This is a genomic window from Thioalkalivibrio sp. ALE9 (genome assembly GCF_000377445.1).
Lineage (GTDB): Bacteria > Pseudomonadota > Gammaproteobacteria > Ectothiorhodospirales > Ectothiorhodospiraceae > Thioalkalivibrio.
On the sequence record NZ_KB898122.1, the window covers coordinates 404,167 to 426,955 of the forward strand.

A 22,789-nucleotide genomic window follows, 5' to 3' on the forward strand; every position below is an offset into this window, starting at 1 on the left:
ACGCGTAGCCGATCAGTCCCGAATTCGGCAGGTTCCTGATGACACGTCTGGAGTATCCGGGGCTCGCCTTCGGGGAATTCGCGGGTTGCGGGCGGGTCATAAACAAAACTCCCTATGGACGTACCCGATGCACAACGCCGATCGCGGGATCTTTGATCTGCGCCGGGGCCATCCGGTCCTGGTAAGTGGTTCGCAGTCGAGTGTACTCGTTGCGGCCGTCGAGGGTCTGACCCCCGTTCTGCTGGATCGTTTGACCCACATGACCGGGGCGTCGCCTCGACTGATTCTAACTGCGCACCGGGCCTCTGCAATGGGCTGGGCCCAGCCGCTGCAGGAAGGCTGGGAGGGCGTGGCCCTCGAGTTCGCCCCGGACACCGATCCCGAGGCGCTGTTTACTCTGGCCAGTGCCCCCGAGGCCTCGAACGAGGCCGGACACCCCGATGCCGCCCTCGGCCAGCCGACGGTGACGCGGGCATTGCCGGCGGAAGTCGCCGCCCTGGAACTGGTGCGGGCGGGTCGCCTGTTGCCGGCGGTGGTGGCCGCCCCGGTGCCCGAACCGGTGCCCGAGGCGATACAGTCGGCGCTTGCCGATGGCATGTTCCTGGATGTAGACGAGCAGGAGGCCCGGGCCGTGGCCCAGCATCCGCGGCTGGAGCTGGCCTACGTCAGCGAGGCCCCCGTGCCGCTCGCGGATGCTCCGGTCACGCGCTTCATGCTGTTCCGCGAGGGTAACGGGATTCTGGAGCATGTGGCCGTTTTGATCGGCGAGCCCCGGGACTGGCCCGAGGCGGTCCCGGTGCGACTGCATTCGGCCTGCCTGACCGGCGATCTGTTCGGCAGCCTGCGCTGCGACTGCGGCGACCAGTTGCGGCTGGGTGTGAAGACCATCAACGAGTCGGGTGGGGGCGTGCTGCTGTACCTGGCGCAGGAAGGCCGCGGCATCGGGCTGGCCAACAAGCTGCGCGCGTACACCATGCAGACGGCCGGTCTGGACACCATCGACTCCGACTGCCAGCTGGGCTTCGAGGCGGACGGGCGGCGCTACGATGCGGCCGTGGAGATGCTGGAATTCCTGGGTATCGATACCGTCCGTCTGCTGACCAACAACCCCGGCAAGATCGAGGCGCTGCGGGCCGGCGGCATCGACGTGGTGGCGCGCGAGCCGGTGCACGGCAAGCTGAATCCGCACAACCTGCGCTACCTCAGCACCAAGGCCGACCGCGGCGGTCACTGGCTGCAGGAACTGCTGGCCTCGGAGGCCGAGCGCGGCTGAGGGACCGGTCAGGCGCGCAGTTGCGCCAGATCGAAGCGGGCCGTGTCCCGGATGGCGGCGGCCAGGATTCCGGCATAGTGCGCCACCAGGCGTTCGCCGAGGTCCGCGGTCGCCGCGCGGGCATCGCCCACGACCCCTGAGTGATTGAGGTCCTGCGCCATCCAGGCGAAGGACGCGCGGCCCTCGGGTTCCAGCACCTCCATTGTCTCGGCCAGCGTGGCCCCCAGCGACGGCGCGTCCGCGGCCGCGTCCATGTGGACGGTCTCCGGCGCGAGGAAGCGCATCATCGCGGTCTCGATCAGCCCTCCGTGCAGGCCGTGGCGGAGTTCCTCGGCCGGGATGCCGAATTCGGACGGCGGGGGCTGGGTGAAGTAGTGATGCTTGACCACCAGCATACTGTGGTCCCGGCGCAGCTCCAGCGCGGCCAGGTCGCAGATCGCGGTGTTGCCGCCGTGGCTGTTCACGATCAGCAGTCGGCGAAGACCGCTGCGTGCCACGCTCTCGCCAAGATCACGCAGCAGGGCCAGCGCGGTCTCGGGGCGCAGGGTCAGCGTGCCAGAGAAGTCAGTGTGTTCATGACTGGTAGCGACGGCCACGGGCGGAAGGACGACCCGCGGCAGATCTGCCGGAAGGGTCTTGCAGGCCGCCTGCAGGAGACCGAGGCCGATGCGGTAGTCGGTGTCCAGCGGGAGGTGCGGGCCGTGTTGCTCGATCGCCGACAGGGGCAGGAGCGCAACGGCGTCGCGCGCGGCGAGTTCGGCGATCCCGGCGCTTGTACGGTCCTGCCACCAGAGGAGGTCTCGGGCACTCATGCGTCCAGCCTTGCCGCCTGGGGGCGTGGCGTCAAGCGACAGGGCGGCGGGCATAGAGATCGCCCGAACCCAGGCGGTCGCCGTGTGCCTCCAGCCAGGTCAGGATTTCCGCGCCGGACTGCCATTGGGCAAAGCGGTACCGGCGTTGTTCGCCGGGGATCAGGTTGTACTCGTAGGTATCGAGCGCGTCCAGTTGCCGGAGGCAGTCGCGGGTGACGTCCAGCGCACCGGCGACGAATTCGAACGAGAGGGCCGGGACCGCGTGGGTGAGTCCGCGCAGGACCTCGGCCTCCAGGCCTTCGACATCGATCTTGCAGAAGGCGGGGGTGCCGTATTCCTCGATCAACTGGTCGAGGGTGACCATGGGGACCGTGATCTCGTCGTCCCAGTGCACGTGCTGGAAGCTCCGGTTGTGGTTGCGCAGCGATCGGACCCAGGGGCGCGAAGCCGAGGAGACCGTGGGGTGGCGCCGGCTGATCTGCAACTGCGCGGAGCCGGGGCGCGGCCCGGCGACCTCGCGGCGGATCGCGATACCCGGCCGGCCGCGCACGGCGCGCCGCAACCAGGGCAGGAGCTGGGGCTGGGGTTCCAGTGCCACGACCCGGGCGCCCAGGGCGGCAAAGGCCAGGGTGCGGTCGCCGACGTGGGCCCCGATGTCGAACACCAGGTCGCCGGGCTGGACCAACGGGGCATACATGCGCTGCAGGCCTCGCTGCCGGCCAGGGCGGCGGTAGATGATCAGCGAGCGCAGGACACCTATCGCCTGGTCCAGCCAGGCCATGCGGGAAGGGCTTTGCGGGGATGTATTCATCCCGGCAGGCTAACCGAGCCGGGGCCACGGGGGAACGCCGGCGGTCTAGCAGAGTCTTCAGGAGGGTTGGCCGTTACGTGCCTGGCACGAGCGGCCGGGTAGAACGGGCGGGACGAGGAGCGATGCATGAATGCAGGTTTTCGGATGCTGAAACGGCTGGTTTCTTCGGGTCTGCTGGCCGTTTCGCTGGTGAGCGTTGCCCAGGCCGGTGATGACTGTGCCGCCGCTGGCGTCTGGTCGGCGCCGGGCGGCGAGCGGCTGGATACGGCCGAGTTGTATGCCGACCTGGCAAGGCGTGATGCGGTCCTGCTGGGCGAGCGCCATGACCGAATGGATCATCATCGCTGGCAATTGGCGACCCTGGCGGCACTGCATGGGTATCGCCCGGACCTGGTGATCGGCCTCGAGATGCTGCCGCGTTCCAAACAGCCGGTCCTGGATGCCTGGGTCGCGGGCGAACTGGACCCGGAGGCCTTCTTGGAAGCGAGTGGCTGGTATACCCACTGGGGCTTCGATCCCGACCTGTACTGGCCCATCCTGCACTTCGCCCGTTTGCATGACGTGCCCCTGCTGGCGCTGAACCTGGAGCGGGAGTCGATCCGGCGGCTGGGCCATGAAGGCTGGGACGCGTTGGACGAGGAGGCACGCGACGGCGTGTCCGCCCCGGCCGCGCCCAGCGACGGGTACCGCGCGTATCTGGAATCCGTACTGGAACGCCACCCGGCCGGGATGGGGCCGGATGCGGAGCGCTTTGTCGCGACCCAGGTGGCCTGGGACCGCATGATGGCGGGTGCCATCTCCGCGCATCTCGAGGCGGGCGGCGAGCGTCCTCCGCTGGTGGCGGCGATCATCGGCTCGGGGCATCTGGAATACGGCTACGGGGTACCCCACCAGCTCGCCGATCTGGGCGTGACCGACACGGCGGTGCTTTTGCCGCGCGAGCCCGGGGAATGCGCGGAAACCGACCCGGACCTGGCGGATGCCGTATTCGGGGTCCCGCGCGACGATCGATTCGAACTTTCGGGGGCCCTGCTTGGGGTACACCTGGAGGCCGATGACCAGCCGGGTATTCGCATCCTGCGGGTCCAGCCAGACTCGGTAGGCGAGGCCGCGGGCTTGCAGGCGGGGGATCGCGTCCTGCGGGCCGGGGACCGATCCATCCGCGCGGCGAGCGACCTGCAGCGCGTGGTGCGGGCCGTCGCGCCCGGTACCTGGCTGCCCCTGGAGATCGAGCGCGAGGGCGAGCAGCTGGAGCGGGTAGCGCGTTTCCCGCGCGGGGACTGAACCATGCGAACCGGCTTGCTTGCGGGCGTCATCATCGCCGTAGGATTGCTTCTGGCACCGCTCCCCGGCGCGGCCTCGGTTGCCGGGGTGGTGGTGGTGCAGGTGGAACTGGATCCCGGCCAGTCGCGGCTGGAGGGCCGCTACGAGGCGGACCCGGCGCAGGTGGATCCGGCCACTCTGCGGCGCTTCCGGCTCGATCCGGGGATTGCCGTGGACGCCGTGTCGCTGGGCGGGCACCCCGTCGAGTTCGAGCGTAGCGGAGATGGCTGGCTGGAGCTGGCGCGCGCGCCGGAGGCCGATGCCGGCGCCCTGGTGATTCGCTACGGCGCACGTCTGCCCGCACTGGACGATGCGCGACCCGGAAGCGGATTCCTGGCCCCGGAGGGCGGATATCTGCCGGCGGGGGCGGACTGGTATCCGCGCCGACCGGAGCAGGAGCCGCATGCCGTGCGTATTGAAGTGACCAGTCTCGGCGGCCATCGGGCGGTCGCATCCGGCTCGCAGGTGGCGGAGGAGCGCGAAGGCGACCGGTACCGCACGACCTTCGAACACCCGGCGGGACGCGCGCTGGCCGTGGCCACCGGACCCTGGGACGCGGTCGAGCAGGAGGTTGGAACGGTCACGGTGCGCACGCTGTTTCCGGCTCACCTGGAGGCCGAATTCGGCGCGACCTATCGCGAGCAGGCGGCAGGCTATATCGAGCGCTTCAGCGAGGCGATCGGGCCATATCCCTACGACACCTTCACCATCGCCGCGAGTCCGCGGCCGGTGGGGCTGGCCTTCCCGGGTTTTACGCTGATGGGCGAGCGCGTGATTCCGTTGCCGTTTATCCCCCATACCTCCCTCGGACACGAAGTGCTCCACGCCTGGTGGGGGACGGGGGTGTACGTGGACGCCTCGGGCGGCAACTGGTCGGAAGGGCTGACCACCTTCATGGCCGATTACCAGTTCAAGCGTGATCGTGGTGAGGGGCGTGAGGAGCGCGGGCAGTGGCTGCGTGACTACGCGGCCCTGCCCAGTGGGCAGGACCGGCCACATGGTAGCTTCCGGGGCGGGAATTCCGGCGCCGCGCGGATTGCCGGGTATCACCGCGGAGCGATGCTGTGGCGGATGCTAGAGGACCGGATTGGGGAGGAGGCCCTGCGCGCCGGCGTGCGCGAGCTGTATGCCGAGTGGCTTTTTCGCGAGGCCGACTGGGCGGCCGTGAGCGAGGCCTTCGACCGGGAGACGGAGGAGGACCTGCGCCCCTTCTTCGAGCAATGGATCGAACGTACGGGGGCGCCGACGCTTGAACTGGTTGCGCTGCGGCTGGAGCCGCGCGGGAACGGGTGGCAGGTGACGGGGCAACTGCGTCAAGCGGATGACGACGACCCGTGGCACCTGCGTGTGCCGCTGGTGCTGAAGACCGAGGAGGGGCGCGAAACGCACTGGATCGAGCTGGAGAGCGTGTCCCGGCCGGTTTCGATCGAGACCGACAGGCGGCCGCGGGCGATCGCCGTCGATCCGGACTGGCGGCTGTTCCGGCATCTGGCTGATGGCGAGTCGCCGGAGATTCTGCGTCAGGGCGCCCTGGACCCGGAGGCGAGGGTGTTTGCGCTCGGGGATGCCGGGGCCGCCGAGGTCGCGCCCTGGCTGGGGCGTGTGCCCGAGGTCGCGGAGGGCATGGGGGGCACGCGGATCCTGCTGGGCACGCATGCCGCCGTCGCGGAATGGCTGGACGCGCGCGGGCCCGCACCGGAGCCCGCGGCCGTGGAGCCGGGCCTGGAAACGGGAACCAGCGCCCGGGCCTGGACGGTCCCCGGCACGCAACTGGTGGTGATCAGCGGCCCGGATTCGGAGGCCCGGCGTAGTGCCGCGGCCGCCTTGCGGCATCGGTCGCACTACAGCTATCTGCTGGGGACCGCGCACGGAGACTGGGAGACGGGCCTCTGGTCGCAACCCGGGATCTGGCAGGAGTTGGCCAATGACGACTGAGTTTCGACTCGATCCGCGGCTCGTCGCGGACACCTGGGCCGTGGCGGAGTGGCCGCTGTCCAGCGTCCGATTGATGGATCACTGGGACTACCCCTGGTTCATCCTGGTCCCGCGGCACCCCGACCTGCGGGAACTGCATGCACTCGCGGTGGAGGATGCCACCCAGCTCGCCCGCGAATCGCGCGCCCTGGCCCGGGCGATGGAGCAGGCCTTCGTCCCGCGAGCGCTGAACGTGGCCAAGCTGGGCAACATCGTGGAGCAGTTGCATCTGCACCACGTGGCGCGCTTCGAGGGGGACCCGGCCTGGCCCGGCCCCGTCTGGGGTGCGCCGAAATCGCGGGGTCTGGAAACACAAGAGGCCGAGGACCGCATCGCGCGGGTCCTCGGCCTCGTAGAAGACGTCGGCGGTTAGGCCGGCGTCTTGCTTCAGGGTATGCGTCAGAAGCGGTAGCCGACGTTCATCCCGAAGGTCCAGGGGTCGATGTTGACGGTACCGAGATGGGCGCCACCCAGCGACACGTCGGTATCGATGTCGATCCAGCGCACTTCGGCATTCACGAACCAGTTGTCGTCCACCGCGAAGTCGATCCCGGCCTGCACCGCGGCGCCCCAGGAATCGTCGAGGTCGATGTCGGCGCCAAGCGCGTCGCTGGTGTCTTCATCGAAGAAGTAGGTGTAGTTGATGCCGGCACCCACGTAGGGGCGCACCGCGGTACCGGTGTTGAAGTGGTACTGCAGGCTCAGGGTCGGCGGCAGGTGGCGGGTGCTGCCGATGTCGGCACCGCCCACGTTCAGGTCATGCTTGAACGGGATCGCGACCAGGAGTTCCAGACCCAGGTTGTCCGTCATCATGTAGGTGATGTTGCCGGAGGGACGGGTGTTCGAACCCACGTCAACCTGGGCATTGCCGAGGTTTGCGAGTGAGCCGTTGTCGGATTTGGGGGCCACGTGGGTCAGGCCGCCGCGGATCAGCCAGTCGCCGGCGGAGACGTCGGCGTTGGCGGCGGTGGCGTGGGCCGGGATCAGGGCGGCAGGGGCCAGGAGGCCGGCCAGCGCCAGGGAGCGGAAGGTCAGGGTGTGTCGCATGTTCGGTTCCTCCGAAGGCGTGATGGTCGTTCGGAGGTACTATCGCGCCGCGCGTATCAGTATTCGTTGATGCAGATCATCTCCGCTGATGGTTTTCAGAACGGCAATCGCTGGCCCTCGAAGTCGTGGAAACTCCCGGATTGCTCGGCATCCAGCCGGTCCAGGACGTCCAGCAGGCGGCCGGTTGCGTACTCGGGGCTCAGCACCTCTGGCGCGCGCGCCCGATATGGCTCCGACAGGCGGGTGGCGCAGGTGCCGGGCTGCAGGGCGACCACGACGGCCTGACGGTGGCTGAACCGCAGTTCCAGGGCGGTGGTCCGCACGATCTGGTTGAGTGACGCCTTGGAGGCGCGATAGCTGACCCAGCCGCCGAGGTGGTTGTCCTCGATGGAGCCGACCCGGGCCGACAGGGTGGCCAGAACCCCCTTGCGGTTACGCGGGAGCAGCGGTGCCAGGTGCTTGAACAACAGCGCCGGGCCGATGGCGTTGATGGCGAAGGCTCGGGCCATGACGGCCGGATCGAGGTCGCGCAGGCGCTTTTCCGGGCCCTGGCCGTCGATGGCCAGGATGCCGGTGGCATCGAGGATCAGGTCCCATTCCGGTGCCTGCTCGCGCAGCCAGGCGGCGGCATGTTCGATACTGGCCTCGTCGAGGAGATCCACGGGCGGGTCGCTCTGGCGACCGAGTGCGACTACCTGCGTGCAGTTCGGGTCCTGTTCCAGATGTTGCACGAACGCGGCACCGAGGCCGCCCGTGGCGCCGACCACCACGGCGCGATAGGGTATCTGCAGGGATTCCATACACCCTGCGACCGCCAGGCGGGGAATTGATTCCGGGGTCATATCCCGGGAAGGGAGCGCATGAACTTTCTCCACACCCTGGGTCATGCGGCGCGCAATCTCGCGCCCATCGTGATCGTGGTGGCGGTGTTCCAGGCGCTGGTGCTGCGTACGGTGCCGGATGGCCTGCTGTCCATGGTGGTCGGGCTGGCCATCGTGGTCTTTGGCGTGGCGCTGTTCCTGCAGGGTCTGGAGATGGGCATCTTCCCCATCGGCAAGAACCTTTCGAACGCGCTGGCCCGGCGGGGTTCGTTGCTGCTGCTGATGGCGTTCGGTTTTACCCTCGGCTTCGCCACGGTGATCGCGGAACCGGCCCTGATCGCGGTCGCGGAGCAGGCGGAGCTGATCAGCGAGGGGCGGATCGAGGGATTCGTGCTGCGCCTGATCGTCGCGTTGTCAGTCGGGGCCGTGGTGGCGCTGGGGATCCTGCGCACGGTGCTGGGCCACCCGCTGCACTGGTACATCCTGACCGGCTACGTGCTCGTGGTGCTGGTCACCTTCTTTGCCCCGGAAGAGATTGTCGGTCTGGCCTACGACTCCGGCGGGGTGACCACGAACATCGTGACCGTGCCCCTGGTGGCGGCTTTGGGTTTGGGGCTGGCCGCCTCGATCAGCGGGCGGAATCCGCTGCGTGACGGTTTCGGGCTGGTGGCGCTGGCCGTGATGGTGCCGATGATCACCGTGCAGCTCTACGGCATCATCGTGTTCACCGGCGCCGATATCGGGGCGCCGACCAACGCCGAGACCGCCGCGATGGATCCGGACACGGATCTGCCGGGGGCCGAGGGTCACTGGCTGGCCACGATGGGCATGGACCTGCTGCTGATGCTGCGCGACGTGGCGCCGATCATCGCGGTCATCGTGGTGTTCCAGTATTTCGTGCTGCGCAAGCGCATCCCGTATCTGCCGCGGGTGATCTTCGGTTTCGTGCTGGTGGTGCTGGGGCTGTACGCCTTTGTGGTCGGGCTCAAGCTGGGCCTGTTCCCGATCGGCGAGAGCATGGCCGAGCAGCTGATCACCAACGAGCTGTTCCTGTGGGTCTATCTGTTCGCGTTTTCCATCGGTTTTGCCACCACGATGGCGGAACCGGCCCTGATTGCAATCGGCCAGAAGGCGGAGGAGGCGGCGCGTGGCTCCCTGCGCGGCGATGTGATCCGCATCCTGGTGGCGCTGGGGGTAGCCATTGGCATCACCATCGGGGTGCACCGGATCCTGGCGGGCGATTCCATCCACCACTACATCATGGGCGGCTACCTGCTGGTGATCGTGCTGACCATCCTCGCGCCGAAGCAGATCGTGGCGCTGGCCTTCGACCTGGGCGGCGTGACCACCTCGGAGGTGACCGTACCCCTGGTGACGGCACTGGGGATTGGTCTCGCGACGCACCTGGAGGACCGCAACGTCCTGATCGACGGCTTCGGCCTGATCGCGTTTGCGTCCATCTTTCCCATCGTCACGGTGATGCTCTACGCGATCGCCGTGGATCTGTACGAACGCTGGTTCACGCGTAACCAGGAGGAGTAGCGCAATGAGATTTTCCGCACTGGTGGCCGTCCTCTCGGATGACCTGGAGGAACAGGCAATCGCCACGGCCAAGGAGGCCGGCGCGGGTGGAGTAACCATCATGGACGCGCGCGGCATCGGGGCCGAGGCGCGCAAGACCTTCCTCGGCATGACCTACGAGGGGAGTCAGTCGGTCCTGTTGTGGGTACTGGAGAAGAAAGTGGCCCTGGGCGTGCTCAAGTCCATTTCCAGAGAGCTCGATCTGGCCAATGATCCGCGCGGGATTGCCTTTACGGTGGATCTCGCCCACCTGGCCGGTATCGGGCGCAACCAGATCGAGCAGTTCCAGGAACAGGTCAAGGAAGAACTCTGACGGAGACGATTATGCTGGTAAGCGAGATTCTCAGACCCAACGTGGTGACCGTGTCCCCCCTGGCGCCGTTGCGCGAGGCCATGCAGTTGATGCGCAAGCATGGCGTGAAGTCCCTGGTGGTGGAGAAGCAGCACGCCCACGATGCCTACGGCATCATCACCTACACCACGATCCTGAAGACGATCGTGGCGGAGGAGGGCGATATTGACCTCTCCAACGTCTATGATGTCTGCACCAAGCCGGTGATCACGGTGCCCGCCGAGATGGACGTGAAATATGTGGCGCGGTTGATGGTGAGCCAGGGGATCCGGCGGCTGGTCGTGCTCAAGGGCAACGAGCTCGAGGGCATTGTGACCACCAGCGACATTGTCGGCTCGATCCTCGAGATGGCCGATATGGACTGAACCCCGCCTTCGCGGACGAGTCCGATTCCTCGGCCGTATACTTCGCGGGGCCCGTCCCCGCGCCCATTCGTTTCCGGAAGGCCATGCCATGCCGCCCATGTCGTTCATCGAGGGGTTCGAGAAACTCCGCCTTCTGGATGCGGCCATCGAGCAGTCGCACAACTCGGTGGTCATCACCGATGCCGATCTGGATGCGGGCCCGCGGATCGTCTACGTGAATGCCGGCTTCGAGCACATGACCGGCTACGATCGCGACGAGGCCCTGGGCCAGACCCCGCGCATGCTGCAGGGCCCGGCCACCTCGCGCGCGGTGCTGGACCGGATGCGGGGTGCCCTGGCCAGCGGGGAGTGTTTCGATGGCGAGGCCATCAACTACCGCAAGGACGGTTCCTGGTATCGGGTTCGCTGGCACATCTCGCCGGTGTATGCGGAGGATGACGACCGCCGGGTGACCCACTTCGTGTCGGTGCAGCAGGACATCACCGACGAACGGCGCCGCGATGACGAGATCCGGCTGCTGTCCACCGCGCTGGAGGTATCCGCGGACCCGGTCCTGATTACCGACCCCGAGGGCACCATCACCTACGTGAATGCGGCCTTCGAGGAACAGACCGGCTACAGCCGCAACGAGGCCCTGGGGCAGAACCCGCGCATCCTGAAATCCGGCCAGCAGGATGCCGATTTCTATCGCGAGATGTGGGACACGCTGAAGCGGGGGGATGCCTTTCGCGGCGAGTTCGTGAATCGGCGCCGGGATGGCTCCCTGATGCACATGGAGCAGAGCATCAGCCCGGTCACCAATGCCGGGGGCGAAGTAACCCACTACGTGTCGATCGGCAAGGACGTGACCGATCGGGTGCGCATGGAAGACGAGATCCGGCGGCTGGCGCACACCGACTGGCTGACGGGTCTGGCCAATCGTCTGAGTCTCGGCGATACCCTCGAGGCGGAGATGGAGCGCAGCCGACGCTACGGGCGTCCGTTGTCCCTGATCATGTTCGATATCGACCGCTTCAAGGACTTCAACGACGACTACGGCCACGAGACCGGGGACGAGGTGCTCAAGCGCCTCGCGGAAACCGTCCGCGGCGCCCTGCGCGAGGCGGATTCCCTCGGTCGCTGGGGCGGGGAGGAGTTCATGGTGGTGGTGCCCGAGACGACCGGCGCCGGGGCCGAGGCGATGGCGGAGAAACTGCGCAAGGCGGTGGCCGCAATGGAAACACCCTGCCCGATCTCGGTGGCCGCCAGTTTCGGTGTCAGCGAGATGCGCCCGGGCGATACGCCGAAGACGCTGGCCCGTCGGGTGGACGAGGCGATGTACCAGGCCAAGGAGTCGGGTCGGAACCGCGTCGTGCTGCTCTGAGCCGAGCACTCAAACCCGACACACCCCCGGCCAGCAAAAAGGGGCCGACCCGAATGGGCCGGCCCTTTCGCTTTCAGCGGGCAATTTCAGGGACGATATGCGGGGCGCGGCGTCGCACCCCAGCCGCGCCCGCGGACTACGCGCGGCGGCGCAGGACCCAGATCTCCAGCAGCGCCCAGTCTTCGCCCGGGTAGTTCTCCTGTTCCAGCGGCGACAGCCGGCGGTGCCGGCTGGCGGTGCTGCCCACGAACTCCAGGTGTTCCAGCAGCAGGCGCTTGGTGGCGTCGGCCTTTTCCAGCGCGAAGGGGTTCAGGAAGTTGACGAGCATATAGCCCTCGCGCGGGGTCTCGGCGAAGGAGCGCACCAGCTTCTCGATGGCCGGCGGGTCGAGGTAGACCAGCGACGCGGTGGAGATCACGATATCGGCGTCGGCCATGGCCTTTTCGATCGCGGCCTGGGTCTCCGGCGCCGGCTGGTTCAGATCGGCCTCGAAGGTCTCGTCGAACAGCCCGGCGCTCTTGCCGTAGGCCAGGGCATTGCCGGAGATATCGATCCCGGTGGTCTTCATCGGCAGGCGGCGCGGCGCGGCGACGGTCTTGCAGGCCTGTTCGTCGGCCCAGTTGGCGCGGATCGCCTCGACATCCATGTTGTGGATGGCGGCCATGGTGGTGTTGCCGAAGCAGCAGCACAGGTCCACGTAGTTCAGGGTCTTGCCGGCGGCCGCCTGCTTCTCGGCCCAGGGGAGGATCAGCCGGTCGAAGGTTTGCCGGTTGAAGTCGTCGGAGATGTAGTCGAGCGCGTCGATGATGCGCTCCTTGAACGGTACCGGCGTCTCGGCGACGTAGATGTCGTCGAAATGCTGTTTCTTCTCCTCGGTCTTCACTTGCGGCTCACTCATCGGCTTTTCCTCGTTTGATAAACCCACCATGTTCGGGGGCATGCGCGCGGAACGTCAAGTAACGCTACTGACGCCGGTGATGCTGGCAGGGCCTCGCGCGGCGTTCCGGCTATGTATCATGAAGGAATACGCGGGAAGGGCTTGCGCGCCGTTGTCGCGAAGAATGCGGAAAAGGGACGTGAATGAAGATCGACTGTTTCAAGGCCTATGACGTACGCGGGCGGGTGCCGGATCAGCTCAACCCGGAGGTGGTAAGGGCCATCGGGCGTGCGTTTGCCGAGGAGATTCGGCCGGGGCGAACCGTGGTCGGCCACGATATTCGCCTGTCCAGCCCGGAACTGGCGCGGGCGCTGATCGAGGGCTTGACCGCGGGCGGTAGCGACGTGGCGGACATCGGTATGTGCGGCACGGAGGAGGTCTACTTCGCAACGGCGCACTACGGCGCCGGTGGCGGGATCATGGTTACGGCCAGCCACAACCCGCTGGACTACAACGGCCTGAAACTGGTGCGCAGCGAGGCGCGCCCGATCAGTGGCGACTCGGGCCTGCAGGCGATTCGTCACCGGGCCGAGCGGGGGGATTTCCGGCCCATGCCCAATGGGCAGATCCGGCATCTGGACCACCGGGGCGACTACGTGGCGCGGCTGCTTGCCTCGATCCAACGCGAGGCCCTGCCGCCCCTGAAGATCGTGGTCAATCCGGGCAACGGCGGCGCGGGCCCGGTGCTGGAGGCGCTGGAGCCGCATCTGCCGTTCGAGCTGATCCGGGTCAATTTCGAGCCGGACGGTCGATTTCCCAATGGCATCCCGAACCCGCTACTGCCGGAGAACCGCGCCGCCACCGCCAATGCGGTGCGGACTCATGGCGCGGATCTGGGCGTGGCCTGGGACGGGGACTTCGACCGCTGTTTCCTGTTCGACGCCCAGGGGAACTTCATCGAGGGGTACTACATCGTCGGCCTGCTCGCGGAGGCCTGCCTGGACGGCCATGCCGGCGAGCGTATCGTCCATGATCCGCGCCTGACCTGGAACACCATCGAGATGGTGCGCGCCGCGGGCGGCGAGCCGATCCAGTCGAAGACCGGGCATGCCTTCATGAAAGAGCGGCTGCGCCTCGAGGACGCCATCTACGGTGGCGAGATGAGCGCGCACCACTATTTCCGCGATTTCTACTACTGCGATACCGGCATGCTGCCGTGGCTGCGAGTGGCCGAACTGATGGGGCGGCGCGAACAGTCCCTGGGCGAGATGGTCGCCGAGCGCATGGCCCGCTACCCCTGCAGCGGCGAGTTGAACTTCGAGGTGGAGGACGCCGCAGCGGCCAGCGAGCGCGTGCTGCAGGCCTACGCCGGGCAGGGCGGGGAGGAGGATCACACGGATGGCGTCAGCCTGGAATTCGCCGACTGGCGGTTCAACCTGCGCAGCTCGAATACCGAACCGCTGCTGCGCCTGAACGTGGAGACCCGCGCGGACCCGGCCCTGCTGGAGCGCCGCGTGGACGAGATTTCCCGCCTGATACGGGGTTAAGGACGATGGAACAGACGCAAAGCCGGATCGAACTGCAACCGGTGATCCTGGCCGGCGGCTCGGGCACCCGCCTGTGGCCGGTATCCCGCAGCCATTATCCGAAACAGTTCCTGCCCCTGACCGGGGAACAGACCCTGCTGCAGCAGACCGCCCAGCGACTGGACGGTCTGGGCGCGGCCCCGCCGCTGGTGCTGGCCAATGTCGAGCACCGTTTCCTGGCGGCCGAACAACTGCGCGCGGCGGGCGTACAGCAGGCACGCATCCTGCTGGAGCCCGAGGGCCGCAATACCGCCCCGGCGATCGCGCTGGCGGCATTGCAGGCGCGGTCCGAGGGGCGCGATCCGCTGCTCCTGGTGTTGGCGGCGGATCACCACATCGGCGATCCCGAGGCCTTCCGGGACGCGGTGGTGCGGGCGATGGCGCTGGCCGAGGCGGGGCATCTCGTGACCTTCGGGATCGTGCCCACGGCGCCGGAGACCGGCTATGGCTATATCCAGCAGGGCGATGCACTGGGCGCGGATGGCGCGCGCGTCGCCCGCTTCGTGGAAAAGCCGGACGCGGCCACCGCCCGCGAGTACATCGAGCGCGGCGATTACCTCTGGAACAGCGGGATGTTCGTGTTTCGGGCGTCGCAGTATCTGGAAGAACTGGAACGTTTCGAACCCGTCATCGTGTCTGCTTGCCGGAGCGCCCTGGAGAACGCGCGGGAAGACCTCGACTTCCTCCGGGTGGACCCCGACGCGTTTGCGGCGGCCCCCCATATCTCGGTCGATTACGCCGTGATGGAGCGGACCGAGCACGCGGCCGTCACGCCGCTGGCGGCTGGCTGGAGTGATATCGGCTCGTGGTCGGCTCTCGCGGGGGTGCGGGGCGTGGACGAGCAGGGCAACACCCTGCGCGGGGACTGCCTGCTGGAAGACAGCGAGGGCTGCGTGGTCGATGCCGATGGTCTGCTGGTCGCGGGCATCGGGCTGCGCAATCTGGCGGTAGTGGCCACCCGCGACGCCGTGCTGGTGGCCGACCGCGACCGGGTGCAGGACGTCAAGCGCATCGTCGAACGCCTGCAGGCGGCCGATCGTAGCGAGCACGTGGACCACACCGTGGTGTACCGGCCCTGGGGCTGCTATGAATCCATCGATACCGGGTCGCGCTACCAGGTCAAGCGCATCACCGTGAATCCCGGCGCGCGCCTGTCGCTGCAGATGCATCACCACCGGGCGGAACACTGGGTGGTCGTCAGCGGGACCGCGCGCGTCACCAACGGCGAACAGAACTACCTGGTCACCGAGAACGAGTCGACCTTCATCCCGATCGGGCAGGTGCACTGCCTGGAGAACCCCGGTGCGCTGCCGCTGGAACTGATCGAGGTGCAGTCCGGCAGCTATCTGGGCGAGGACGACATCGTGCGCCTGGAGGACGTCTACGGGCGCGCCTGAAGCACGTGCCGCCGGGGGCGGGAATGGTATGATCCCGCGTTTTGGGCGGGGCGTGGGGCGCACGCCGCCCGGCAGCGGGAGTCGATATGGCCAAAGTGGCATTGATCACCGGGATCACCGGACAGGACGGGGCCTACCTAGCCGAGTTCCTGCTGGACAAGGGCTACGAGGTACACGGCATCAAGCGTCGTTCCTCGCTGTTCAATACCGATCGCATCGACCACCTGTATCAGGACCCGCACGAGAGCGATCGCCGCTTCATTCTGCACCACGGCGATCTGACCGACTCCACCTGCCTGATCCGCATCATCCAGCAGGTGCAGCCGGACGAGATCTACAACCTGGCCGCGCAGTCGCACGTGGCGGTCTCCTTCGAGGAGCCGGAATACACCGCCAACTCGGATGCCCTGGGCACCCTGCGCCTGCTGGAGGCAATCCGCATCCTCGGCATGGAGCAGACCACGCGCTTCTACCAGGCGAGCACCTCGGAGCTCTACGGCAAGGTGCAGGCCACGCCGCAGGACGAAACCACCCCGTTCTACCCGCGCAGCCCCTATGCGGTGGCCAAGCTGTATGCCTACTGGATCGTGGTCAACTACCGCGAGGCGTACGGCATGTATGCCTGCAACGGCATCCTGTTCAACCACGAATCCCCGGTACGCGGGGAGACCTTCGTCACCCGCAAGATCACCCGCGCCCTCGCGCGCATCAAACTCGGGCTGCAGGAACGGCTGTACCTCGGCAACCTGGACGCGAAACGCGACTGGGGCCATGCCCGCGACTACGTCGAGATGCAGTGGCTGATGCTGCAGCAGGACACCCCGGACGACTACGTGATCGCCACTGGCGAACAGCACAGCGTACGCGACTTTGTCGACGCCGCGGCCCATGAGCTGGGCATGCGCATCGAATGGCGCGGGGAGGGCGTGGACGAGCAGGGCTTTGACGACAAGGGCCGCTGCATTGTGTCGGTAGACCCGCGCTATTTCCGGCCCACCGAGGTCGAGACCCTGCTGGGGGATGCCAGCAAGGCCAGGCGCGAGCTGGGCTGGGAACCGCGCATCCGCTTCGAGGAACTGGTGGCCGAGATGGTGCGCGAAGACCTCAGAAGCGCCGAACGCGACGAGCTGGTGCGCGACCACGGCTACCGCACCCTGAGCCGCCATGAGTAAGCCGCAGCGCGTCTTCGTCGCCGGGCATCGGGGGATGGTGGGCAGCGCCATCTGCCGCCAGCTCGAGGACTGGCCGGGCGTGGAGCTGCTGACCCGCACCCACGCCGAGCTCGACCTGACCGATCAGGCCGCGGTGGAGGCGTTCATGCGCGTGGAACGCCCGGACCAGGTCTATCTGGCGGCGGCGAAGGTGGGCGGGATTCACGCCAACAACACCTATCCGGCCGAGTTCATCCGCGACAACCTGGCGATCCAGACCAACGTAATTCACGCCGCCCACGGCGCCGGCGTACGGCGGTTGCTCTTTCTTGGCTCCAGCTGCATCTACCCGCGCGAGGCCCCGCAGCCGATCGCGGAGGCCGCCCTGCTGACCGGGCCGCTGGAGCCGACCAACGAGCCCTACGCCATCGCCAAGATCGCGGGCATCAAGCTGTGCGAGAGCTACAACCGGCAGTACGGCACGGACTATCGCTCGGTCATGCCGACCAACCTCTACGGCCCGGGCGACAACTACCACCCGGAGAACAGCCACGTGATCCCCGGGCTGATCCGGCGCTTTCACGAGGCGAAACAGGCCGGCGCCGATTACGTGACCGTCTGGGGCAGCGGGACCCCGCGCCGCGAGTTCCTGCATGTGGATGACATGGCGGGGGCCTGCGTGCACGTGATGAACCTCGACCAGACCACGTACGCGGAGCACACCGAGCCGATGCTGAGCCACATCAACGTGGGCACGGGCGAGGATCTGACCATTGCCGAACTGGCGCAGCGGGTGGCCGGCGTGGTCGGCTTCCGGGGCGAGCTGCGCTTTGACCGCTCGAAGCCGGACGGTACCCCGCGCAAGCAGCTGGATGTGTCGCGCCTCGCGGCGCTGGGCTGGAAGGCCCGCATCGGGCTCGACGAAGGGCTGGCCGGGGCCTATGCCGAGTTCCTGGAACACGGCGGAGCCAACCGGTGAGCGATTCGCCGACGGACCGGATCCGGGTCAAGTTCCTGTCGACGATGCGCGAGGCGATCTGGCGTCACCAGTTGCCGGACGGCGAGGCGCGCTGGGGGCGTTGCGAGTTCACCTTCGACCCGCAGGCCACCGAGTACGACTGGCTGGTGGTGTACGACGAATTCCCGTCCAACACCGGGCGCAACCGGCATTACAGCGAACGCCTCGCCTGTGGCGCCGAGCACACCCTGCTGGTGACCATGGAGCCGCCCTCGATCAAGTCCTACGGCCGGCGCTTTACGCGCCAGTTCGGCCGGGTACTGACCTCGCACCCGGAATGGGCGCTCAAGCACCGGCGGCGCATCCATTCCCAGCAGGGGATGATCTGGTACTACGGCTTCGGCAGCCAGGGTGAACGGCCGTACAACGACATGCGGGCACACCCGCCGCTGGAAAAGAGCCGCGACATTGCCACCATGTGCTCGGCCAAGCGCCAGCGGCACACCCTGCATCGGCGGCGCTACGACTTCACCTGGGCACTGAAGGCCCAACTGCCCGAGCTGGAAATCTTCGGCAAGGGCGTGCAGCCGCTGGATGACAAGGCCGAGTGCCTAGATGCCTATCGCTATCACGTCGCGGTGGAGAACTACGTGGGGCCGCATCACTGGACCGAGAAGCTGGCGGACGCCTTCCTCGGCGCCACGCTGCCGTTCTACTACGGCGCGCCGGATGCCGCGGACTACTTCCCGCCGGAGAGCTTCATTGCCATCGACATCGACGATGTCGAAGGGACGGCCGAGCGCATTCGCCGCGCGATCCGCGACAACGAATACGAACAGCGGCTGCCGCATATCCTCGAGGCCCGGCGTCGCGTGCTGGAGGAGTACAACCAGTTCGCCGTCGTCGCGCGCATCATCGAGGCCGCGCACGACACCGAACCGGCCGGGCCGACCGGCCAGTGGATCCACTCGCGCCGGGCCCTGCGCCGCCGCGACCCGCTGGCCGCCCTGGAGGGCGCCTGGGAAAAACTCACCCAGCGCATCGGCCACCTCTCCGGCCGCGCCGGTTGATGCATCTCCCTGGCTGGGGTTAACCGATCGAGCGATCACGCCTAGTCAACCAGAGCCGGTTTACGTGATCGATTCAGCGATGCATCCCGGAAATTCTCGGTAGGCTCCGTGTGCTCTGTGGTGTTTCTTCGTGCCTTCGTGAGCTTCGTGGTGAATAAGGCCCTGGCCCTTTATTCGCTGCGCCAATGACGAATGCTTGTTCAGCCGAAGTCGCGGGAGCGGGTGGTCAGCTCGCCCAGCCAGGCGCTGCGGTCGATCAGGCGCTGCACGATCAGGTGGCCGACCCCCTCGCTGTACTGCCATTCCCCGTGGGCCTCCAGCAGGCGGCCGTGCAGTACCTCGGCGCGAAAGCGCTCCACCCGGTCCGGCCAGACGATCAGGTTCAGCGTGCCGCTCTCGTCCTCCAGGGTCAGGAACACCGTGCCGTTGGCCGAGCCGGGCCGCTGGCGGGTGATCACAAGGCCGGCATAGCGGGCACCGGGATGCCCGGGGCACTCCAGCAGCCGGGCGGCGGTGGGTAAACGTCTTTGCTCCAGAAACGGGCGCATCAGCGCCAGCGGGTGCGGGCCCAGGCTCAGGCCCTGGGTAGCGTAGTCCTGCACCAGATCATCCACCGCATCCGGGCGCGGCAGGATCGGGGTTACGTCGGCCTCGCGCACCGTGTCGGCCGGGGCGTCGGCGAACAGGGGCAGGGGTTCCTCCACCGCCTCGGTCGCCCAGCGCGCCTGGTGGCGGTTTCCGGCCAGCCCCTTGAGGGCATCGGCGCGGGCCAGACGGTTGGCCTGGGCGCGGGTCAGGGCGGCGCGGGCGACCAGATCCGGCACGTCCGCGAACGGGCGCTCGGTGCGCGCGGCGACGACGCGCCCGGCCACGCCCTGCGCGAGCCCGCCGACCCGGTTCAGGCCCAGGCGCAGGGCCAGCGCGTCGCTTCCGGCTACGGGCTCCACCGTGCAGTCCCAGTCACTGCAGCGCACGTCCACCGGGCGTACCTCCACGCCGTGGCGGCGGGCGTCGGCGACGATCTGTGCCGGGGCGTAGAAGCCCATCGGCTGGCTGTTCAGCAGCGCGCAGGCAAAGATCGCCGGTTCGTGGCACTTGAGCCAGGACGAGACATAGGTGATCAGCGCAAAGCTGGCCGAGTGCGACTCGGGAAAGCCGTACTCGCCAAAGCCGAGGATCTGCTTGTACAGCTGCTCGGCGAACTTCTCCGGATAGCCGCGTTGCCGCATGCCGTCCATCAGGCGCTCGCGGTAGCGTGCGAGCTGGCCGGTGCGCCGCCAGGCCCCGATCGCGCGGCGCAGCCCGTCCGCCTCGCCGGCGGAGAAGCCTGCAGCGACCATCGCCAGCTCGATCACCTGCTCCTGGAAGATCGGCACGCCCAGGGTGCGCCCGAGTACGCGCTGGATCTCGGCATTCGGATAGCGCACCCGCTCCGGGTGGGCACGGCGCTTCAGATACGGGTGCACCATCTCGCCCTGGATCGGACCGGGACGCACGATGGCGATCTCGATCACCAGGTCGTAGAAGTTCGCCGGTTTCAGGCGCGGCAGCATGCTCATCTGCGCGCGCGACTCGATCTGGAATACGCCCAGGGTGTCGGCCTTCTGCAGCATGCGGTAGACCGCCGGGTCCTCGGCGGGGATGTCGGCCAGGCCCCAGTCGCGTCCCCGGTGGCGCGCCATCAGCTCCAGCGCGCGGCGCACGCAGGAGAGCATGCCCAGCGCCAGCACGTCGATCTTCAACAGCCCCACCGCGTCGAGATCGTCCTTGTCCCACTGGATCACCGAGCGCTCCGGCATCGCCGCGTTCTCGATCGGCACCAGCTCGTCCAGCCGGCCCTCGGCGATCACGAAGCCGCCGGTGTGCTGTGACAGGTGGCGGGGAAAGCCCAGCAGTTCGGCGGTCAGGGTCTGCCACTGGCGGGCCAGGGCGCCGTCCGGGTCCAGCCCGACCTCGCGCAGGCGCTCGGCGGGGATGCCGTCGTCCCACCAGGCGAGGTTGGCGGTCAGCGCATCCAGCCGCGCGCGCGAGATGCCCAGCGCGCGGCCGACGTCGCGCAGGGCGCTGCGCCGGCGGTAGCGGATTACCGTACAGGCCAGCGCCGCGCGCTCGCGGCCGTAGCGCCGGTAGATGTACTGGATCACCTCCTCGCGGCGCTCGTGCTCGAAGTCGACATCGATATCCGGCGGCTCGCCACGCTCGGCGGAGATGAAGCGCTCGAACAGCATGCTGGAGCGCGAGGGATCCACCGCCGTGATCCCGAGGGCATAACAGACCGCGGAATTCGCCGCCGAGCCGCGCCCCTGGCACAGGATCCCGCGGCCGCGGGCAAAGCGCACGATGTCGTAGACCGTCAGGAAGTAGGGCTCGTAGCCGAGCTGCGCGATGATCCCGAGCTCGCGCTCGATCTGTTCGGACACCTTCGGCGGGATGCCGTCGGGCCAGCGCCCGCGTGCGCCCTTCAGGGTCTCCTCGCGCAAATAGGCGGCCGGGCTCGTGTCCCGGGGCAGGGGATCGGTCGGATAGCGGTAGGTGACCGCGTCCAGCGAGAAGTTGCAGTCCCGCGCGATCCGCACACTGGCCGCGATCCAGGCGGCGGGATACAACGCCGCCAGGTCGTCGCGCGGGCGCAGGCAGCGCTCGCCGTTGGGGAAGCGCGCCGGGGCCGCCTCGGCAACCGTGGTGCGCAGGCGCAGCGCGGTCAGCACGTCCTGCAGGGCACGCCGGCCGCGAGCGTGCATGTGCACATCGCCGCAGGCGACGATCGGGATCCCCGTCGCCTCGGCGAGCTGCCGTGCGCGGGTCGCGAGTGGGGCGTCCTCCGGCGTGCGCAACTGGCTGACCGCCAGATGGGCCTGGTCCGGCACGGCCCACCCGGCCAGCCAGCGGGCCGTTTCGGCGAGCGTCGGCTCCGCGATCTCGGGTTCGATACGCAGCAGGACGTGCCAGCCGGCCCGCGCCTCGGCGGGCAGGGCGTCGAGGTCCGCTTGCGTCAGGTGGTAGTGCCCCTTGCCCGCCGCCCCGCGCGCCCGGGTGATCAGACGACACAGCGCGGCATAGCCCGCCGCATTGCGCACCAGCAGGGTCAGGGCGGGGCCGTGTGCCCGCCGGAAGGTCGCCCCGAGGATCAGGTGCAACCCGCAGTCCTTCGCCGCCGCGTGCGCGCGGACCACGCCGGCCAGTGAGGCGATATCCGTCAGCGCCAGCGCGCAGTAGCCCAGCGCCCGGGCGCGCTCCACCAGCTCCTCCGGGTGCGAGGCCCCGCGCAGGAACGAGAAGTTGCTGACGCTCGTCAACTCGGCATACGCCGGGCTTGCGGGCTGAGGGGGCGGGGTGTCTTCCATATACTGTATATAAAAACAGTACAGCGGCGCGCGCAAGAAACCGGGCCCGCGCGGAGGGTCCCGGAATGCACCTCACCGCCTGCAGGGGCGCTACACTGAGGCGCCATTCCTGACGCGCTGGAGCGCCTTGTGAACCCGCCAAGCACCGATTCGCCCGTTCTCGATATCGGCAGTGTTCCGCTTCCCGAGGGCGGGGCCATTGGCATGACCCGCTGCCCCGGAAAACGCCCGAATGAACGGGTCTGCGGGCCGCGGGATGTTCAGGCCGATCTTGCGGCTCTGAGGGATTGGGGCGCGGGCGTGGTCGTGACCCTGAATCAGGACGATGAACTGACGAGCCTTGGCCTGCCTGATCTCGGGAAGACGGTGCAGGCGATGGGCATGCACTGGCTGCACCTGCCGATCGGCGACATGGCCACCCCGGACCGTCCCTGGGAAGGGGGCTGGCGGGACGTCGGTCCTCGGGTCCAGCAGTGGTTGCGATCCGGCGAACGCGTCGTTTTCCACTGTGGTGGCGGCCAGGGCCGCGCGGGGACCATCGCGGCCCTTACGCTCATTGAACGCGGATACACGCCGGACGAGGCCATTCAGACGGTGCGCAAGGCCCGCCCCGGTGCGATCGAGAGCCCCGACCAGGAGCGCTACCTGCTGAATCGTCCGCTCCCCACTTGATCGGACTGCCTG

Annotated in this window: 20 protein-coding genes; 14 read left to right on the forward strand and 6 right to left on the reverse strand. The window is 68.0% G+C overall.

Going from position 1 to position 22,789, the window contains the following annotated elements; translation table 11 throughout:
- Positions 1 to 127: 127 nt before the first annotated feature.
- Positions 128 to 1,273 (forward strand): GTP cyclohydrolase II RibA, encoded by a 1,146-nt coding sequence (ribA, locus tag D106_RS0101955; protein ID WP_026279290.1) that lies wholly within the window; start codon positions 128 to 130, stop codon positions 1,271 to 1,273.
- 8 nt (positions 1,274 to 1,281) lie between these two features.
- Here ribA and D106_RS0101960 read toward each other — a convergent pair whose 3' ends face one another.
- The gene (locus D106_RS0101960) at positions 1,282 to 2,085 is read right to left on the reverse strand and encodes a creatininase family protein (protein WP_018879029.1); all 804 of its coding nucleotides are present in this window, start codon (positions 2,083 to 2,085) and stop codon (positions 1,282 to 1,284) included.
- Positions 2,086 to 2,116: 31 nt separating this feature from the next.
- On the reverse strand, positions 2,117 to 2,896 hold the full coding sequence (locus D106_RS0101965; RefSeq protein WP_038032756.1) for an FkbM family methyltransferase: 780 nt from the start codon (positions 2,894 to 2,896) through the stop codon (positions 2,117 to 2,119).
- 126 nt (positions 2,897 to 3,022) lie between these two features.
- Between D106_RS0101965 and D106_RS0101970 the strand changes: the two genes are divergently transcribed.
- From D106_RS0101970 to D106_RS0101980, 3 genes are read left to right on the forward strand one after another with little or no spacing between them, the layout of a single operon-like run.
- Positions 3,023 to 4,180 carry a ChaN family lipoprotein gene (locus D106_RS0101970; RefSeq protein ID WP_026280210.1) on the forward strand — a complete coding sequence of 386 codons (1,158 nt, stop codon included), beginning with the start codon at positions 3,023 to 3,025 and terminating at the stop codon, positions 4,178 to 4,180.
- A gap of 3 nt (positions 4,181 to 4,183) precedes the next feature.
- Entirely contained in the window at positions 4,184 to 6,154 is a 1,971-nt protein-coding gene (locus D106_RS0101975) for a M1 family metallopeptidase (protein WP_018879030.1), read from the forward strand.
- Positions 6,144 to 6,566 (forward strand): HIT domain-containing protein, encoded by a 423-nt coding sequence (locus D106_RS0101980; RefSeq protein ID WP_018879031.1) that lies wholly within the window; start codon positions 6,144 to 6,146, stop codon positions 6,564 to 6,566. The genes D106_RS0101975 and D106_RS0101980 overlap by 11 nt, the downstream gene beginning before the upstream one ends.
- A 26-nt stretch (positions 6,567 to 6,592) precedes the next feature.
- Here D106_RS0101980 and D106_RS0101985 read toward each other — a convergent pair whose 3' ends face one another.
- Both D106_RS0101985 and D106_RS0101990 read right to left on the reverse strand, forming a co-directional pair.
- Complete coding sequence (locus D106_RS0101985) at positions 6,593 to 7,240, reverse strand: OmpW family protein (protein ID WP_018879032.1); 648 nt, start codon at positions 7,238 to 7,240, stop codon at positions 6,593 to 6,595.
- A gap of 95 nt (positions 7,241 to 7,335) precedes the next feature.
- Positions 7,336 to 8,040 carry an SDR family NAD(P)-dependent oxidoreductase gene (locus tag D106_RS0101990; RefSeq protein WP_018879033.1) on the reverse strand — a complete coding sequence of 235 codons (705 nt, stop codon included), beginning with the start codon at positions 8,038 to 8,040 and terminating at the stop codon, positions 7,336 to 7,338.
- A gap of 60 nt (positions 8,041 to 8,100) precedes the next feature.
- Between D106_RS0101990 and D106_RS0101995 the strand changes: the two genes are divergently transcribed.
- The 4 genes from D106_RS0101995 to D106_RS0102010 all read left to right on the forward strand — a co-directional run bounded on the left by D106_RS0101995 (position 8,101) and on the right by D106_RS0102010 (position 11,722).
- On the forward strand, positions 8,101 to 9,603 hold the full coding sequence (locus tag D106_RS0101995; RefSeq protein ID WP_018867419.1) for a DUF1538 domain-containing protein: 1,503 nt from the start codon (positions 8,101 to 8,103) through the stop codon (positions 9,601 to 9,603).
- A gap of 4 nt (positions 9,604 to 9,607) precedes the next feature.
- Entirely contained in the window at positions 9,608 to 9,955 is a 348-nt protein-coding gene (locus D106_RS0102000) for a hypothetical protein (protein WP_018879034.1), read from the forward strand.
- A gap of 11 nt (positions 9,956 to 9,966) precedes the next feature.
- Positions 9,967 to 10,359, forward strand: a complete 393-nt coding sequence (locus D106_RS0102005; RefSeq protein WP_018145798.1) for a CBS domain-containing protein — start codon at positions 9,967 to 9,969, stop codon at positions 10,357 to 10,359.
- Positions 10,360 to 10,447: 88 nt separating this feature from the next.
- On the forward strand, positions 10,448 to 11,722 hold the full coding sequence (locus tag D106_RS0102010) for a diguanylate cyclase (RefSeq protein WP_018879035.1): 1,275 nt from the start codon (positions 10,448 to 10,450) through the stop codon (positions 11,720 to 11,722).
- A gap of 136 nt (positions 11,723 to 11,858) precedes the next feature.
- On the opposite strand, the gene D106_RS0102015 is transcribed toward D106_RS0102010, so the two are convergent.
- Positions 11,859 to 12,620: a class I SAM-dependent methyltransferase gene (locus tag D106_RS0102015; RefSeq protein ID WP_018867422.1), complete on the reverse strand. Its 762-nt coding sequence runs from the start codon at positions 12,618 to 12,620 to the stop codon at positions 11,859 to 11,861.
- A gap of 182 nt (positions 12,621 to 12,802) precedes the next feature.
- Here D106_RS0102015 and D106_RS0102020 point away from each other — a divergent pair, with 182 nt between their 5' ends.
- From D106_RS0102020 to D106_RS0102040, 5 genes are all read left to right on the forward strand, one after another.
- On the forward strand, positions 12,803 to 14,146 hold the full coding sequence (locus D106_RS0102020; RefSeq protein ID WP_018877745.1) for a phosphomannomutase/phosphoglucomutase: 1,344 nt from the start codon (positions 12,803 to 12,805) through the stop codon (positions 14,144 to 14,146).
- 5 nt (positions 14,147 to 14,151) lie between these two features.
- Positions 14,152 to 15,582, forward strand: a complete 1,431-nt coding sequence (locus D106_RS0102025; protein ID WP_018879036.1) for a mannose-1-phosphate guanylyltransferase/mannose-6-phosphate isomerase — start codon at positions 14,152 to 14,154, stop codon at positions 15,580 to 15,582.
- 86 nt (positions 15,583 to 15,668) lie between these two features.
- Positions 15,669 to 16,754, forward strand: coding sequence for a GDP-mannose 4,6-dehydratase (gene gmd / locus D106_RS0102030; protein ID WP_018879037.1), 1,086 nt, complete (start codon positions 15,669 to 15,671; stop codon positions 16,752 to 16,754).
- Positions 16,747 to 17,712 carry a GDP-L-fucose synthase gene (locus D106_RS0102035; RefSeq protein WP_018877742.1) on the forward strand — a complete coding sequence of 322 codons (966 nt, stop codon included), beginning with the start codon at positions 16,747 to 16,749 and terminating at the stop codon, positions 17,710 to 17,712. Before gmd ends, D106_RS0102035 begins: the two co-directional genes overlap by 8 nt.
- Positions 17,709 to 18,761, forward strand: coding sequence for a glycosyltransferase family 10 domain-containing protein (locus tag D106_RS0102040; RefSeq protein WP_018879038.1), 1,053 nt, complete (start codon positions 17,709 to 17,711; stop codon positions 18,759 to 18,761). Before D106_RS0102035 ends, D106_RS0102040 begins: the two co-directional genes overlap by 4 nt.
- Before the next feature lie 200 nt (positions 18,762 to 18,961).
- Here the strand turns inward: D106_RS0102040 and D106_RS0102045 are convergent, their stop codons facing one another.
- Positions 18,962 to 22,105 (reverse strand): error-prone DNA polymerase, encoded by a 3,144-nt coding sequence (locus D106_RS0102045; protein WP_026280541.1) that lies wholly within the window; start codon positions 22,103 to 22,105, stop codon positions 18,962 to 18,964.
- Positions 22,106 to 22,234: 129 nt separating this feature from the next.
- On the opposite strand from D106_RS0102045, the gene D106_RS0102050 reads away from it, so the two are divergent.
- Positions 22,235 to 22,777, forward strand: a complete 543-nt coding sequence (locus tag D106_RS0102050) for a cyclin-dependent kinase inhibitor 3 family protein (protein ID WP_026280542.1) — start codon at positions 22,235 to 22,237, stop codon at positions 22,775 to 22,777.
- Positions 22,778 to 22,789 lie beyond the last annotated feature (12 nt).